This window comes from Bacillus sp. RSS_NA_20 (genome assembly GCF_020165915.1).
Classification (GTDB): domain Bacteria; phylum Bacillota; class Bacilli; order Bacillales; family Bacillaceae; genus Bacillus; species Bacillus altitudinis.
In genome coordinates, this window is sequence record NZ_JAIUKW010000003.1 from 679,815 (window position 1) to 695,081 (window position 15,267).

The window sequence follows — 15,267 nt, forward strand, 5'->3', positions numbered from 1 at the left end:
ATGAACATGGCAAAAGTTTTATACATCACTGCACATCCGCATGATGAAACAGTTTCTTACAGTATGGCTACTGCTAAAGCATTTATCGAATCTTATAAGGAAGCAAATCCAAGTGACGAGGTTGTACATATCGATTTGTACAAAGAAAACATTCCTCACATTGATGCAGATGTATTCGCTGGATGGGGCAAGCTTCAATCTGGTGCTGGCTTCGATACACTTTCAGCTGAAGAGCAAGCGAAAGTTGCTCGCCTAAACGAATTAAGCGATCAATTCGTTTCTGCTGACAAATACGTATTTGTTTCACCACTTTGGAACTTCTCATTCCCACCAGTTCTTAAAGCATACATCGACTCTGTTGCTGTAGCTGGTAAAACATTCAAATACACTGAGCAAGGTCCTGTTGGATTACTAACAGACAAAAAAGCGCTACACATCCAAGCACGTGGCGGATACTACACTGAAGGTCCTGCTGCTGAACTAGAAGCAGGTCACCGTTACCTTGGAACAATTGCAAACTTCTTCGGTATTCCTTCTTTCGAAGGTCTTATTGTTGAAGGTCACAATGCTGAGCCTGCAAAAGCAGAACAAATTAAAGCAGATGCGATCGAACGTGCAAAAGCTTTAGGTAAAACTTTCTAATCATGAACACGCAAAAAGCCAATGATCTTTAACGGTCATTGGCTTTTTATTTGTTCAGATGCAAAACCTAATTCTTTTGAAATGCCGCTGGCCGCTTTTTTGACCTGCTCAATTAAATAAGGAAGCCGTTCCTTTTGATAGCCGGCCTCAAACCCTGCAATACTAATGCCTGCTGCCACTTCTCCGTGATGATTGAAAATGGGCGCTCCAATAGCCGCAGTATAGTTTTCAAGCTCTGAATAGCTTAACGTATATCCGCGCCTGTTTGATTCTTCGATCATGTTTCGCAGGACATCTTTATCGGTAATGGTTCCGATCCCGATTTTCCCGAGCTCTACCGAATCAATATAGGCAAGTCTCTCTTCCTCTGGCAAAAAGGAAAGAATACTTCTCGCACAAGCTCCCGCATATAATGGGGATCTTCTTCCGACAGCGGTATAGAGCCGGACAGGCTGCGTTCCTTCCATTTTCTCCACATAAATGGCTTCATCTCCTTCACGAATAATGAGCTGAACAGCCTCACCTACCTCATCACGCAAGTTTTCCATAAAGGGCCTTGCAATTCTACGGATATCGAGGCGATCGGCGACAAGCTGACCGTATTCAAGGAACATCAATCCTAATCGGTAAACACCTGAAGGATGCTTTTCTAATAATCCCATATCGGCTAACGAGTTGGCCATTCGGTGTACAGATGTTTTGGGCATGCTCGAGAGCTCAATCATGTCATTTAACGTTAATTGTTCGTGTGTGATAAAAAGCCGTAATATCTCCATTGATTTCACAACGGTTTTATTTGTGTTCTGCATGTTTCTCACCTTTTCTAAAACGAAAATGCTTCGAGTTTTAATCTTGCCGTCAGGTCCTTCATTTCTGCTTCTTGTGTGAATAAGGCTTGCTCTGCTTCTTGGCGGTCAATTTGTTGAAACGTGAGATTCGCTCCAGGCATCGCCTGCGCAATGAGCGGCAAATCGACTGTTGCCACCTCACCAATACGGGGATATCCACCTGTCGTCTGGCGATCTGCGAGCAGAATAATCGGCTGGCCGTCAGGAGGAATTTGAATAGAGCCAAAAGCAACCGCTTCTGAAATCAATTCAAGCTTTTGCTTTAAACGAATCGGTTCCCCTTTCAATCTGCATCCCATACGATCAGATTGGGGAGTGACCTGATAAGACCGTTCGAAAAAAGCCTGCTGCGATTCTTCCTGAAAATGAGATAGATGTCTGCCTGCCAGCACTCGAATGACTGGTGATTTTCCGAGAGGCAAAAAATGCGCATGATTGACTGTCCAGTCTGGCGCACGTTCCCCTTTGCTTTTTAACATGTGAACGAGGCGCTCCGTCAGTGGTGACGGTTCTCCAATTGGCAGGACGTCTCCTTTTTCTAGCGGACGCCCTTCTATCCCGCCTATCTTCGCTCTGACATACGTACTTTTACTTTTCATCACCGGCTCAACATCAAATCCACCGGCTACAGCGAGGTAGGAGCGGCATCCTCTCTTACAAGGGCCAAAGGTGATCGTGCTTCCTGCTCGAATGAAGAGTGGTTTCCATAGAGGCGCTTGTTCCCCGTCAATCTCAATCTCCACATCAGCACCGGTCAAGGCAATCAGCTGATCCTTCTGACATGTAAACACTGGGCCGGGCCCCATTAAAGTGATTTCCAGCACCGCTTCGTTTTCTTGATTCCCGGTGAGGATGTTGGCGATTCGGAGTGAGAGCGGGTCCATGCCGCCGCTCGTTAACACACCGTACTTCTGATAGCCTATTCTCCCTTTATCTTGAATGGTGGTGAACATTCCTGGTTTGATGACATGCATACTCAACGATCTTCCTCCTTCATGCTGAAAAATTCCTTTTCAGACAGTTGAACAAATCGAACCTCGTCCCCTGCCTTTAGTAGACTAGGTCTCTCAGCATTCGGCCGAAATAAGGACAAAGGGGTTTGTCCAATGAGCTGCCAGCCTCCGGGTGTAGATATCGGATAAACCCCTGTCTGCTTCCCCGCAATACCCACAGATCCTTTTGGAATCGACATTCTTGGTGTTTCTCTACGCGGAGCTGCAATTTTTTCAGAAAGTCCGCCTAAAAACGGGAACCCAGGAGCAAACCCAATCATATAGACAAGATACGTCCCAGATGTGTGAATGCGTACAACTTCTTCAGGCGTCAAATCATTGATACGGGCGACTTCTTCTAAGTCAGGACCGAGCTCTCCTCCATAACATACAGGAATGTCGATGATCCGGCGCTTTGCTTGATTCCCCTCCTGCCAGTTGTCTTCAAGGAGGTTTTCAATATAGTCTTTGACCCATTCATACGGAGAGATCGCACGTTGCTTAAGCTGAGCAGATTGATAGACCGTATAGGGCTCATAAAAGACGGTCACGTTTGTAAAAGCTTGAACAGCTTCCACATATCCTTCAAATGGATGCTGTTCAACACATGAAAACAGCTGCTTCACACGCTCATGAATGTCTTCACTTATGTCAGTCCCGGCTTGGATGACAATGGCTGCGTCTCCTAGCGGGTGGAACGTGATCGTATCTTTTATCGTTGAAAATGCCACTCTTATGACACCTCTCTTTCTACAGGACACCGAGCTTTTGATCTCTTACATCTGTGATAAACATATGACCGGGTGCATGGGTGATCGCAATATCCGGCTTAGTGTGCATGACGATGGCTTGCGGCGTCACACCACATGCCCAAAACACCGGGACTTCCCCTTCTTTGATCACAGATGGTTCTCCAAAGTCTGGTTGATCTACATGTTCAATGCCAATCACAGCTGGATCACCTATATGGATAGGACCGCCATGTACAGATGGGAATCTAGACGTCACCTGAACACTTCTTGTGACTTGATGCGCTGGGATTGGCCTCATACTGACAACCATCGGACCATGGAATACACCTGCCCTTTCACATGAAATGTTCGTTTGATACATTGGGACATTATGACCGTCTTCAATATGGCGGACAGGAATGTCATTCAGCATCAGTGCATGCTCAAACGTAAAGCTGCATCCGATGAGAAAGCCCACCATATCATCCTCCCAATAGGAAGAAATATCTGTTACCTCTTCTTGAAGAACCCCTTTTTTGTAAACACGATATTTAGGGAAATCCGTTCGAATATCCGCATCAGGTGCTGAACGCCTTGGCACTGGATCACCTGGGTCGAGCACATCAAGCAAAGGGCACGAAGCCGGATTCCGTTGACAAAATAAAAGAAAATCGAAGGCTATCTCTTTTTTGACGATCATTAAGTTGGCTTGCGCAAATCCCTCAGCAAAGCCAGCCGTTGGTCCTGTGATCTTCTGCTTACGAATCAATTCCCTGATTTGTGACGGCTTATAGGTTTGATATGCTTTCATATGATCAGCTCCATAGTTTTGGAATTTCATTCATGATGGTATATCCGCCCATGATTGCCATGATGACAACAACAAACGCACCTGTTGCTGTCAAAAAGAATGGATGGCGATAATCACCGACAATTTCTTTTTTATAGGCAGCAATCAGCAATGTTCCGAGTGCAAGCGGCAAGATCAATGCATTGATGGCCCCAACCAAAATCAATATGTTCACAGGTCTTCCAATCGTGATAAAACAAATGGTCGAGAGCGCAATGAAACCAACGATAATGCCTCGTTGATTTTTCTCGATTTTTGGTGAGAAGGTTTTAAAGAAGGAAACGGAGGTGTATGCCGCTCCAATGACTGAGGTAATGGCAGCAGCCCACATAATAATCCCGAACATTTTATATCCAACATTTCCAGATGCTAATTGAAAAACAGACGCAGGCGGGTTCGACGGATCAATCTGCAAGCCTTTTGAGACAACTCCTAGAACGGCTAAAAATAAAGCCACACGCATCACGGATGTGATTAAAATACCGAAAATGGAACTTTTCGTCACTTGCGGCAATGCTTCCTTCCCCTTAATGCCAGCATCCAGCAGACGATGACCACCAGCAAAAACGATATAGCCGCCAACCGTTCCGCCGACAAGTGTGACAATTGATAACATGTCAATTTTCTCTGGCACGAAAGTTCTCATGACAGCTTCTCCAACTGGCGGTGCTGTGGAAATAGCCACATACAGCATCAGACCAATCATGACAAAACCAGCGATTTGTGTGAATCGGTCCATCGCTTTTCCTGCCTCTTTGATGACAAAAATGAGAATGGCAATGACTGCACTGACCCCAGCCCCTATGCGGGGATCGACGCCGAATATGACCTGAAAACCGAGACCCGCACCGGCGATATTTCCAATATTAAAGGCAAGACCCCCAATGACAATCAAACAGGCTAACACATATCCAAGACCCGGCAGAACCATATTGGCAATGTCCTGTCCTCTTTTTTCCGAGACGGCAATGATACGCCATACATTTGTTTGCGCAAAAATGTCTAGCAAAATGGAAATCAAAATGACAAACCCAAAGCTAGCTGCGAGCTGCTGTGTGAACACCGTTGTTTGTGTTAAAAATCCCGGTCCAATGGCGGACGTTGCCATTAAAAAGGCTGCGCCCATCAGCATAGAACGGTTCCCTTTTGGAGCTTTCATCTGTTTGGCTTTCTCTCTTTTCATGCTGTTTCCCCCTTTGATGACGATTTATCGAAAGGCCTTGAGTTGAATAGTGGCTTCTTTTAGCTTCGCTGTAATGGTTTTTGCAAATTGAAGCGCGTGACTGCCATCCCCGTGGATGCACACCGTATCTGCTTTGAGCTGAACATCTTCCCCTTGCACTGTCCGCACTTTCCCCTCTCTTACCATACGGATGACCTGCTGAACTGCCCTTTCATCCTCTTCAATAAGTGCATGAGGTTCACGGCGGGATGTCAGTGTCCCGTCTGGTTGATACGTGCGATCAGAAAAAACTTCATGTGCCACTTGAAGACCGATTCTTTCCCCTGCTGACGCAAGTTCACTTCCTGACAGCGCAAATAACACAAGGTTAGGATCAATATCATACACAGCCTTCGCAATTGATTCAGATAATTCAGTATTTTTAGCCGCCATGTTGTAAAGGGCGCCGTGTGGTTTGACGTGCTGCATCATGCCGCCTTCTGCTTTCAGAAAGGCTGATAGTGCACCAATTTGATAGATCACAAGATCATAGGCTTCCTCTGCTGAGATCGCGATTGGACGTCTGCCAAAACCGACTAAATCTTGCAGACCTGGATGTGCACCAATTTGAACCCCTTTATCCAGTGCCATTTTAACCGTCTTTCTCATCACAGTTGGATCTCCCGCATGAAAACCGCATGCAATATTGGCTGAGGTAACATATTCAAGAATTTGTTCATCTGAACCGATGGTGTATTGACCAAAACTTTCTCCCAAATCACAGTTAATATCCACTTGATACATAGGACCCCTCCTTGTCGTTCCGAATTGCGGAATAGAAAGTCCGAATATTCGAATTTATATTGATTATACCAACTTTGGATAGACTGCACATGAAATTGTCAGAAAATATAACAATAGAACTAGGAGAAAACAAAAAAGTGAGAGGTCATGTCCTCTCACTTTTTCTACTCATTTATTTAGACAGCACCCAATGCTGAATGGCTTTTGCTACCCCATGCTCTGTATTAGGAGCTGTAATCCAATCAGCCGCTTCTTTCACAACTTCTTGTGCATTGCCCATTGCAATGCCTAATCCGGCTTCTTGAATCATCGCCATATCATTCAGACTGTCGCCAAGTGACATGACGTTGTCCATTGTGCAGCCAATGCGTTCTGCTACTTTTGCAAGAGCTGCCGCTTTGTTAATGCCTGCTGCATTGACTTCGATATTGGTTGGGCTGGAATTCGTGATTTCTAGCTGTCCATTTGTTTTCAATGTATGGAGGACTTCCTCACGAACAGCATCGTCATGAATATCAAAACCGAATTTCAACCATTCGTGGTCATGAATGCGTTCTGGGAATTCTCCTCTCCACACTTTATCCACAGTAGATGCCCAGTAATCGGTTTCGTATCTGTTTTTTAGATCCCACATCATCTGAACGTGATCGGGATGCAGCAGTTCCCGTTCAATCAACTGGAAGTTTGAATCCCAAATTTCACTTCCATTCGCTGTGACAAGATAGGAAGAGAGTTTCAGCGGCTCGACCAGCTCTCGGCATGTCATCAGCGTACGTCCTGTGCTAATCACCACATGGACCCCTTTGGCTTCTGCTTCTTTAATGGCTTGTTTATTTTCCTCAGGAATGACGTGCTCACTGTTTAACAGCGTGCCATCCATATCAATGGCAATCAATCGGATGTCTTTCTTATCAGCTTGTGTTGACAAATTGAGTACCCCACTTTGTATCATTTTTTGAATCTATCTTTATTTTAATATAAAGATGAAGATGGCACAAAGGGACGAGTTTGATCCCATAGAAAAAAGACCTTGTGACAGGTCTTTTTACTTCTTCTTAACGTTCACATGCGATGCCGTCTTTATCACGGTCAAGGTGTTTATTTTTTAAGTAAAGTGCTTTTGATACATAAGGCTTGTACTTCGTTTTTCCACCTTTGTTTTTCGTATTTTTGCTTTTTGCTACGCCGCCTTTATACACTTTGTTGAGTGCTTTGCAGTTTTTGTACTTGACTGTTTTTGCATCCGCTGTGTGAGTGTCAACTTGTGTAAAGCTAAGTAAAAGACCGAAAGACAAGACAGCGACCATGATTTTTTTTAACATGTAAGTCCCCCCTATTATTTCTCATTTTACATTTTTATCATATGTCACCACATTTTGTTTTTCAAGACGATTGAGGTGAAAATATTGGTTTTTTTGGAATTTAATAATTCTTATGACCTATATGTTAAAATGAGTGGGAAACCTTTCCGGTTTTGACACGTATATGAAGAGAGGAGCTTTCCATATGAAAATGAAATATACCATTCTATATGTAAACGATGTTGAAGCAAGTATTCAGTTCTACCATCATATCCTCGGTTTCCCGATTAAATTGAGAGTTGAATCCTATGTTGAGTTTGATACAGGAGAAGTCACCCTTTCTATTAATTCACGCCAAGATGTGAAAGAGGCACTTGGTCTGCCTGTTCCAGAGGCAGTTAGCTCGTCACAAACGTTTGAGATTGGCTTTGTTGTGGATGATGTGAATGAAACCATTGCGGCCTTGAAGGAAAAAGGAGTACCTGTCATCAAGGAACCTGCCAAGAAGCCGTGGGGACAAACGGTCAGTTATGTGTCTGATCCTGATGGACATTTCATTGAAATATGTGATGCGGTCTCCTAATAGCTGTCCGAAGGAGTGAAGCGTAATGAGAAAGAAACATGCTTTTTTTGCTGGTGTTTGCTCCATGCTGTTGATTTGCAGTGCGGCGCTCTTATTACAGCACCATGAATGGATTGGATTCGTCAGTGGTGGAATCTCTATTATTGCGTTCGTTGCATCTGGATTTCTTATGGGTGCATGGACCAACGGGGAAGAGGCACGAGCGGCCTATCACTCTGAAACAAAAGAACACCGGATGTTTCGTCTTGATACGGCGTTTCTTTTCATCATCTTTGCCCTTCCGCATATGGGTGCTGCACTATTATATGTTTTTATGTAAATAGTTGATTTGGTTCAAAGGAGTAATTAACATGGCTGTTTTTGTCTTATTCGTTGTATTTGGTTTACCTATGATCTCTGTGCTGATTGGTATTTTCGGTACATTGTTTTTAAAGAACATTTGGTTTCCCACCTTGATTGTGCTGGTAGCGAGTGTGATTCTGATGTTCACCTCTATTGGTGGAAATAAAACCTTTCTCATTTGGATCATCATCTACACAGCCTGTGCATTTCTCGGTGCATTCATTACAAAGCGATTCCAAGTTGTTTCATAAATACTTATTAAAAAAGAACAGTTTGCACTGTTCTTTCAGATTGTTGACAAAGGGCTAAAATGATTCTTTATTTTAGCCCTTTGTCTTCTTTTCAGCGTGATAGAAAACCTTTGCAGTCTAGGAAGGACGAGTACTGGAGCGGAGCGAATTTGACATTCGTGAGCACCAGCACGCAGGACTGACAAAGAATGCGAGGGTTTGGCTACTCGCTGAAAGAACAGTTTGCACTGTTCTTTTTTTGATTAAATATCCGCACACCATAGCTCTATTTCGATTTTCAGCTCTGGCCACCCTAATGCAGTCACATAGGCAACGGTCATTGATGGATATGCCGTTTTGAAGATTGCATCCCACTGTGGATATAGATGATCCCAATCAATTTCTTCTGTTGCCCAAATATTGACTTTAATGACGTGTTCTTCATTCAATCCTTCTGATGCAAGGATTCTCTTTATATTTTCAAACGTATTGGTGACTTGGTCGTTTAAGCTTGATGGGATCTGTCCATCCGCTCCTGTCCCTACTTGACCTGATGTCACAAATAACCCCGCACCCTTTGGCACCCTTGTGATATGACTGTAGTTGCCAACGGGTTTCGGCATACTTTCTGGGTTTTTTCTCGTGATCTCACTCACTATGATTTTTCTGCGTGTTTTTCCTCCTGTAGACAGACTTCACCAATTTTTGTCTATCCTAAAAGAAAACAGCAGTGGAGTATCCGTAGCCACAAGATAAGAACATCAATATTTTCTTTTTCATGGACGAAACACCCCTTTTTGATTGCGTGAGCAAGGTTTAGATTTATTTCATCCTACCTGATAAATGAACCACAGTCAAAAATAAATGATAAATGATATCGTGCAATATTTTGATTCTTCATACCCATTATCTAAAATCGTTCTTTTCTTGTTCATGGTTTGTTCAAATTTCTTCTATATAGTAGATCGTAATAGGAGGTAGGATACATCATGGCAAAAATAAATAAGAAAATGATTAGTCTTTGCACCGCAGCCATCAGCAGCTTATACATCACTGGTTATGCAACTACCCATCACGCTCAAGCCGTTCAAACAGCACAATCAAATACACAAGCAGACGCTTCTTCAAACAATACATCTCTCACATCAGATACTACCGCCACTCAAACAGAAGATACCACTTCAGAAACTGAACTCAAGGATGGTACTTTTTCTGGTACTGGATCAAATGAGATTGGCTCTATCAGTGTATCTGTTACCATCAAACAAGGAAATATCACTTCTGTCGAGATTACGAGTGATAACACTAGATACGGGCAAAGCTCCATTTCATCATTACCTAATGAAGTGGTTATCAGACAAAGTGCTGATGTAGATACGGTGAGCGGTGCAACATTAAGTACTCAGGATTTTGAAACAGCCGTTGCTCAGGCTTTAGAGCAGGCAAAGGCATAGAGAGGAGACACTATGATGAAATGGTTAGGACAACAAAAACTGATGACTTATCAAAAATCCATGCTGGCTATGGGAACTGTTATCAATATTCAAGTGGTTGCCTATGAAGAAGATCGACGAGCTGTTTTAGAAGACATCAATCGCGCTTTTTCCATTTTTTACGATATCGAACATCGGTTTAGCCGTTTTCGTTCTGATTCGGAAGTCATGAAGTTAGCCAATCGCTCAAATCAAGAGGTATTAGTCAGTGAAATGCTTTTCGATTTAACAGCCTATGCGTTAGAGTTAGCTGAATTAACAAATGGAAAGTATGATCCAACCATCGGGAAAGTCATGGAACAAAAAGGATTCAATCGGTTATACACGACAGGACAGACTTTTTCATCAGATGACGTTCCACACACAGCCGTTCATTACCGTGACGTCCAGTTAAACGAGACGAATCGGACGATTTATTTGAACAAACCGCTTATTTTGGATTTCGGTTCTATTGCAAAGGGATTTGCGTGCGATCTTGCCGCAAAAGAGCTTGAAGCATGGGAAGGCTTTATGATGAATGCTGGTGGGGATGTGTTGGTATCTGGATTTAACGAACAACAAGAAGAGTGGACAATTGGGATTCGGCATCCCATTCACAAACAGACCAACATCTCGGTCATTCAAACGACTAATTGTGCGATTTGTACATCTGGAAGCTATGAACGGATCAGCCGTAATGATCCTCATACGCACCATTTGATTCTCCCTCAAACGAAACAGTCTGAACAAAGTTTGTTAAGCTGTACCGTCATTGCACCACTCGGTATGCTCGCAGATGGTCTCTCTACAGCTGCTTTTTTATTAGGTAGAGAAGGAGGTTATTCTTTTTTAGCCGAACATGAAATACCTGCCGTGATGGTGGATCAAGATGCTGATATGACCCTAACACCGGAGATGAAGGAGGTTCCATTATGGAATTACAGCCAGCACCAACCACAGACCAAACATTTTTGAAATCATCGCCTTCACTAAAAACCTACATTCGGACGCCGAAACGGTATGTCATTGCCATTCTTTTGGTTCTTCTAGCCGCCGGCAGTCTGCACACTGGATTTCTTAGTGGTCTCACTACAGTTGCCACCAGCATTGGGACAGCACTGATTCTTGACACTTTTATTACAAGAGTGATTCGGAAACGTCATAAACACACATTCCCTGATGGAGCTCTGCTCACAGGGCTGATTATTGGCATTGTTCTCAGTCCAGCCACTTCTTTTGCTGTATCTACTTTCACAGCCGCAGTAGCCATTTTATCTAAGCATGTCATCACTTATCAAAAGAAACCAATTTTGAATCCAGCCGCATTTGGTTTATGGCTCTCAGTCATTTTATTTTCTTCCAATCAAAGCTGGTGGGGCGGTATGTCTCTTCTACCTTGGTGGACTATAATCCTAGTGGTGGTCGGCGGTTATTTGGTGACAAGCCGCGTACAAAAGTTCCCGCAAGTTTTCGCCTTTCTAGCCGCATACGGACTCATTCACCTCATATTGGGATTCATCGGCCTAACGGATGCTTCATCTGCTTTTATTACGCCCTACTTAAATGCCGTCTTGTTCCTTGCATTCTTTATGTTGACTGATCCACCTACTTCACCAGCAAAGAATCGTGATCAAATCATCTTTGGTATCCTCTGTGCTGTCGTTTCGTGTGTGGACTTCTATCTATTTAACAGCTTATCTTACTTACTCACAGGGCTTTTATGTGCCAATGCTTGGAAAGCCTATCGAACGTACCAAACAAATCAAAAGCGACGGGCAAAAAGGACGAAAGTCGTCTAAATAAAAAAACGGACATCGACTTTTCGACGTCCGTTTGGCCATACCTTATAAACGATAACGTGCAATATCTTGATTCAATCGCATGCTTAGCTCATTGAGCCTTTCTGCTGCCTTCGCCACATTGGAGATGGCGGTGACTTGTTCGTCAGTAGATGCAGTGATTTCTTCAATCGCAGCGGCATTTTCTTGAGAAATATGCGCTGCACCATGCATCGCTTTTGTGATGAGGTCGTTTTGTTCTAGTAAGGTATTCAGCTCTTTTGCCATCGCATTCGTTTCAACGATGGTTTGTGAAATCGATGTAGAGATGGAATTGAATTCTTGTTCTGTTGCATGAACCGCTTCATCAAGCTCGGCAAAACGATCCATTGTTTTGGACATCATGCCAGCTGTAGCCGTCGTTTCTTCTTTAATGCCTTGAATCATCTGCTGTATTTGAACAGCTGATTGCTTTGTCTGTTCAGCTAAATTCCGCACTTCACTCGCCACAACCGAGAATCCTTTGCCATGCTCTCCTGCACGAGCTGCTTCAATGCTCGCATTCAGGGCCAGTAAATTCGTTTCGTTTGAAATGCTTTCAATGGTATCTGTGATTTGAGAGATATCTTGTACTTTTGTACTTAACTGCTCAATCCCTGATCGAATGCCTTGAGATGCCTGAATGGATTGCTCATTTGATTGTTTTAATTGCTGGACAATTTGCTGACCCTGCTCGGAAGATTGGTTCGACTGGTCTGAAATTCGTTTGATCTGGTCGCTTTGTTCTTTGACGTTTTCAATGGATTGATTGAACTGAGTCATTTGTTGATTGGCTACCTCAAGGTCTGATGCCTGATGAAGGGTCCCAGTTGAGATATCTCCAATCGCTCGGCCAATTTCTTCACTGCTGGCGGATGTTTCTTCAGAGATGGCGGATAGATCTGTCGCAGATTCGACGAGCTGGCTGCTCGTTTCCTGCAAACCGCTCACAAGTGCTCTAAGCTCTCCTGACATATGATTAAAACCTTTTGCCAACTGCCCAATTTCATCCGAGGTTTCTTTTAAGCTGGTGCGTTCAAGATTGCCCGCCGCAATTTCTTTTGAAGCAGCCGTGACTTGCTTGAGCAGTCTCACTTTTCCTCTGGCTGCCAAATAAAAGACACCCATACTTAAAAGAGCGACACCTGCTGTAATGAGAATAATATAGAGCTTCATCTGCTCTAGTTCTTTATAAAATTCATCCTGAAATACAGCGATTCCTATACTCCAATTCCACGGTGTAAACTGGTTCATATAAGCGAGTTTTTGCTTTTCTTCCCCTGTGGCATCGTCTTTATCCATATAGGTGATATAGTGTGCATCCTCGCCTTTTGCTGTGGCGCCAGCGACCATTTTTTGACGATTTGTCGTGTTATCTGGGATGACGCCGATGTCGTTAACCGGATGAACCTGTGATGAATAATCGGCTCCATATGCGACAAGGTAGCCTTTATTTTTATAGATGAAATCTGATTTTTGAAATTGATACCCTTTGCCGTTGTCATTCTTCGGCCCGCTCAAGTATATACGGGCTTGTTCCTGCGCCTGTTCAAGCGTCAGTTCTTTTTTCTCCACACGGTCGTTCAATTGTTCAAGAGTGGCCATCGCTCCATTTACGATGTGTTTTAAATCTGCTTTCCCTGCATCAATTAAGACATTTTTCGCTAAAAAATACCCCGTTGTTCCTACAAGTCCGCCTGTTAAAATTGTAATAACGATAATGGCTGACATCAATTGAAAAAAGACACTCCTTGAAGCAAACGCTTTCTTTTTCATGTTCTAATTCCCCCTTACTACATATATCGTCATGCAGGGGAAAGTATTAAAAAAGTCATAGAAAAAATCCCTTTCACGTTAGAAAGGGATTTTTTGATTATCGCTCGATTTCTTTGAGGATGTCTTGATAGAGATCGTCTTCAGGTTTGAGTCCACATACCTCTTGAAGCACACCTTCAATGCCTTTTTCTTTCCTTAATGCCTGCAAGCGGACCGCTTCTTCGTCTTCTGCAAAGTCGTAAGCCAAGGCAGCAGCGATCCCTTTGATTAAGTACACTGGCTGCTTGATCTTTTTCGCTGGACCGATTAAACGGTCATCTGCTCCCAGCTTTCTAAGAGGAGAGCGTGCGACACGAGTCACTTCATCGGAGATAAAAGCATTCTCAAATCGCTTGATAATTTTTTGAATGTACGCATCATGTTCTTCTTTTCGGAAGCCATATGCGTCAATTAAATAACTGCCCGTTTCATGAAGGGCACCTTCGACAACTTGACGAATGTCTGGTGTATCAACAGCTTCTTTAATGGTTTTTACGCCTTGCTGATACCCGACATAAGCCGCTAGTGCATGTCCTGTATTGACGGTGAAAAGCTTCCGTTCAATATACGGCGTCAAATCTTGGACAAAGGTCGCTCCGTCAATTTGAGGAACATCTCCAATAAAGCCCGTCTCATCAATGACCCACTCGAAAAATGGTTCAACCGACACTTTGAGAATGTCCTCATGGTGCTGAATCGGAACAATGCGGTCAACCGCAGCGTTTGGAAAGCCCACGGTTTGTGATATCGCTGCTTGCTCATCTGCTGTTAAATGAGAGAACACCGCTTCTTTTAAATGAGCACTTCCCCCAATCATATTTTCACATGCCACGATGTTGATGATATGGTCCGGCTTTTTTTGTTTTAATCCTTCAGCAATCGATGAGGCAATGATCTTCAATACGGCTGGTCCAACAGCTGTTGTAATCAAATTGGCTGTGGCAATCGCCTCTGTTAATGCTGCTGGATTTTGCGAAGAATTGATCGCTGATACGGGCCCGACGATTTCTTGCTTCTGCCCTGGTGCTGCGAGTTCAACCGTGTATTCTCCTCTTTCATTCAGCTCATGGATGACCGCTTCATTCACATCGGTAAAGACAAGCTCAAAGCCTGATGTCTTTAACAAAGATCCGATAAACCCTCTGCCGATATTCCCTGCTCCAAAATGAAGTGCCTTCATATTAGTTCACCTCATTAAAGATGGCGATCAGTTCATCCTGATCCTTTGCATGAATGATCCGTTCTACATTTTCTTCTTCTGAACAGACAATCGCAATTTGAGACAGAATATCAAGATGCTCGTTGTTTTTTCCAGCAATCCCAAAGACGACTTTCGCCACATTTCCTTCACCATATTCAACACCATCTGGAATTTGGATAATCGAAATCCCTGAATGAAGGACAGCCGCTTTCGCATCCTCTGTTCCATGAGGGATTGCAATGCCGTTCCCCATAAATGTAGAAGAGATCTCTTCTCTTTCAAACATTTTGTCGACATAATCACTTGTGACGTAGCCGTTTGCTACGAGGACTTCGCCTGCTTTTTTGATGGCTTCTTCTTTAGAACCTGCTTGTTCGTTTAGAAAAATATTGTCTTTAGAAAGTACTTGTTTCATACATGATCACACACCTTTTTTAGAATAAAAATCAGGAAAACAACCAAAACGGGGAGTTCAAT

19 protein-coding genes are annotated in these 15,267 nt (G+C 43.4%); 7 read left to right on the forward strand and 12 right to left on the reverse strand.

What is annotated here, in order from left to right:
* The first annotated feature begins 6 nt into the window (after positions 1–6).
* On the forward strand, positions 7–642 hold the full coding sequence (locus tag LCD32_RS03695; RefSeq protein WP_024720223.1) for an FMN-dependent NADH-azoreductase: 636 nt from the start codon (positions 7–9) through the stop codon (positions 640–642).
* Between the two features lie 35 nt (positions 643–677).
* Here the strand turns inward: LCD32_RS03695 and LCD32_RS03700 are convergent, their stop codons facing one another.
* The 8 genes from LCD32_RS03700 to LCD32_RS03735 all read right to left on the reverse strand — a co-directional run bounded on the left by LCD32_RS03700 (position 678) and on the right by LCD32_RS03735 (position 7,351).
* Complete coding sequence (locus tag LCD32_RS03700) at positions 678–1,451, reverse strand: IclR family transcriptional regulator (RefSeq protein WP_007498093.1); 774 nt, start codon at positions 1,449–1,451, stop codon at positions 678–680.
* Between the two features lie 14 nt (positions 1,452–1,465).
* Positions 1,466–2,470 (reverse strand): biotin-dependent carboxyltransferase family protein, encoded by a 1,005-nt coding sequence (locus LCD32_RS03705; RefSeq protein ID WP_318010834.1) that lies wholly within the window; start codon positions 2,468–2,470, stop codon positions 1,466–1,468.
* Positions 2,467–3,213, reverse strand: a complete 747-nt coding sequence (gene pxpB, locus LCD32_RS03710) for a 5-oxoprolinase subunit PxpB (protein ID WP_224562784.1) — start codon at positions 3,211–3,213, stop codon at positions 2,467–2,469. The genes LCD32_RS03705 and pxpB overlap by 4 nt, the downstream gene beginning before the upstream one ends.
* 19 nt (positions 3,214–3,232) lie before the next feature.
* Positions 3,233–4,024, reverse strand: a complete 792-nt coding sequence (locus LCD32_RS03715; RefSeq protein WP_224562787.1) for a putative hydro-lyase — start codon at positions 4,022–4,024, stop codon at positions 3,233–3,235.
* 4 nt (positions 4,025–4,028) lie between these two features.
* Positions 4,029–5,246, reverse strand: a complete 1,218-nt coding sequence (locus tag LCD32_RS03720) for an NRAMP family divalent metal transporter (RefSeq protein WP_007498097.1) — start codon at positions 5,244–5,246, stop codon at positions 4,029–4,031.
* A 24-nt stretch (positions 5,247–5,270) separates the two neighbouring features.
* A complete protein-coding gene (locus tag LCD32_RS03725; RefSeq protein ID WP_007498099.1) occupies positions 5,271–6,029 on the reverse strand; it encodes a LamB/YcsF family protein in 759 nt (252 codons plus the stop codon).
* A 172-nt stretch (positions 6,030–6,201) separates the two neighbouring features.
* Positions 6,202–6,981, reverse strand: coding sequence for a Cof-type HAD-IIB family hydrolase (locus LCD32_RS03730; RefSeq protein WP_370539173.1), 780 nt, complete (start codon positions 6,979–6,981; stop codon positions 6,202–6,204).
* Positions 6,982–7,084: 103 nt separating this feature from the next.
* Complete coding sequence (locus LCD32_RS03735) at positions 7,085–7,351, reverse strand: excalibur calcium-binding domain-containing protein (RefSeq protein WP_017366629.1); 267 nt, start codon at positions 7,349–7,351, stop codon at positions 7,085–7,087.
* A gap of 184 nt (positions 7,352–7,535) precedes the next feature.
* Between LCD32_RS03735 and LCD32_RS03740 the strand changes: the two genes are divergently transcribed.
* The 3 genes from LCD32_RS03740 to LCD32_RS03750 are packed head-to-tail and all read left to right on the forward strand — an operon-like array spanning position 7,536 to position 8,506.
* Complete coding sequence (locus LCD32_RS03740) at positions 7,536–7,913, forward strand: VOC family protein (protein ID WP_025206763.1); 378 nt, start codon at positions 7,536–7,538, stop codon at positions 7,911–7,913.
* 25 nt (positions 7,914–7,938) lie between these two features.
* Entirely contained in the window at positions 7,939–8,232 is a 294-nt protein-coding gene (locus tag LCD32_RS03745) for a DUF5316 family protein (RefSeq protein WP_065459860.1), read from the forward strand.
* Between the two features lie 31 nt (positions 8,233–8,263).
* On the forward strand, positions 8,264–8,506 hold the full coding sequence (locus tag LCD32_RS03750) for a DUF2651 family protein (RefSeq protein ID WP_224562789.1): 243 nt from the start codon (positions 8,264–8,266) through the stop codon (positions 8,504–8,506).
* A 242-nt stretch (positions 8,507–8,748) separates the two neighbouring features.
* On the opposite strand, the gene LCD32_RS03755 is transcribed toward LCD32_RS03750, so the two are convergent.
* Entirely contained in the window at positions 8,749–9,141 is a 393-nt protein-coding gene (locus LCD32_RS03755) for a RidA family protein (RefSeq protein WP_081114886.1), read from the reverse strand.
* A 333-nt stretch (positions 9,142–9,474) separates the two neighbouring features.
* On the opposite strand from LCD32_RS03755, the gene LCD32_RS03760 reads away from it, so the two are divergent.
* The 3 genes from LCD32_RS03760 to LCD32_RS03770 are packed head-to-tail and all read left to right on the forward strand — an operon-like array spanning position 9,475 to position 11,756.
* The gene (locus LCD32_RS03760) at positions 9,475–9,939 is read left to right on the forward strand and encodes an FMN-binding protein (RefSeq protein WP_025206760.1); all 465 of its coding nucleotides are present in this window, start codon (positions 9,475–9,477) and stop codon (positions 9,937–9,939) included.
* Positions 9,940–9,954: 15 nt separating this feature from the next.
* The gene (locus LCD32_RS03765) at positions 9,955–10,932 is read left to right on the forward strand and encodes an FAD:protein FMN transferase (protein WP_224562791.1); all 978 of its coding nucleotides are present in this window, start codon (positions 9,955–9,957) and stop codon (positions 10,930–10,932) included.
* A complete protein-coding gene (locus LCD32_RS03770) occupies positions 10,890–11,756 on the forward strand; it encodes an RnfABCDGE type electron transport complex subunit D (RefSeq protein ID WP_035703842.1) in 867 nt (288 codons plus the stop codon). The genes LCD32_RS03765 and LCD32_RS03770 overlap by 43 nt, the downstream gene beginning before the upstream one ends.
* 45 nt (positions 11,757–11,801) lie before the next feature.
* Here LCD32_RS03770 and LCD32_RS03775 read toward each other — a convergent pair whose 3' ends face one another.
* From LCD32_RS03775 to LCD32_RS03785, 3 genes are all read right to left on the reverse strand, one after another.
* The gene (locus LCD32_RS03775; protein WP_046342668.1) at positions 11,802–13,550 is read right to left on the reverse strand and encodes a methyl-accepting chemotaxis protein; all 1,749 of its coding nucleotides are present in this window, start codon (positions 13,548–13,550) and stop codon (positions 11,802–11,804) included.
* A gap of 97 nt (positions 13,551–13,647) precedes the next feature.
* Entirely contained in the window at positions 13,648–14,769 is a 1,122-nt protein-coding gene (locus LCD32_RS03780; protein WP_224562793.1) for a mannitol-1-phosphate 5-dehydrogenase, read from the reverse strand.
* Between the two features lies 1 nt (position 14,770).
* On the reverse strand, positions 14,771–15,205 hold the full coding sequence (locus LCD32_RS03785; RefSeq protein ID WP_019743148.1) for a PTS sugar transporter subunit IIA: 435 nt from the start codon (positions 15,203–15,205) through the stop codon (positions 14,771–14,773).
* Positions 15,206–15,267: the final 62 nt, after the last annotated feature.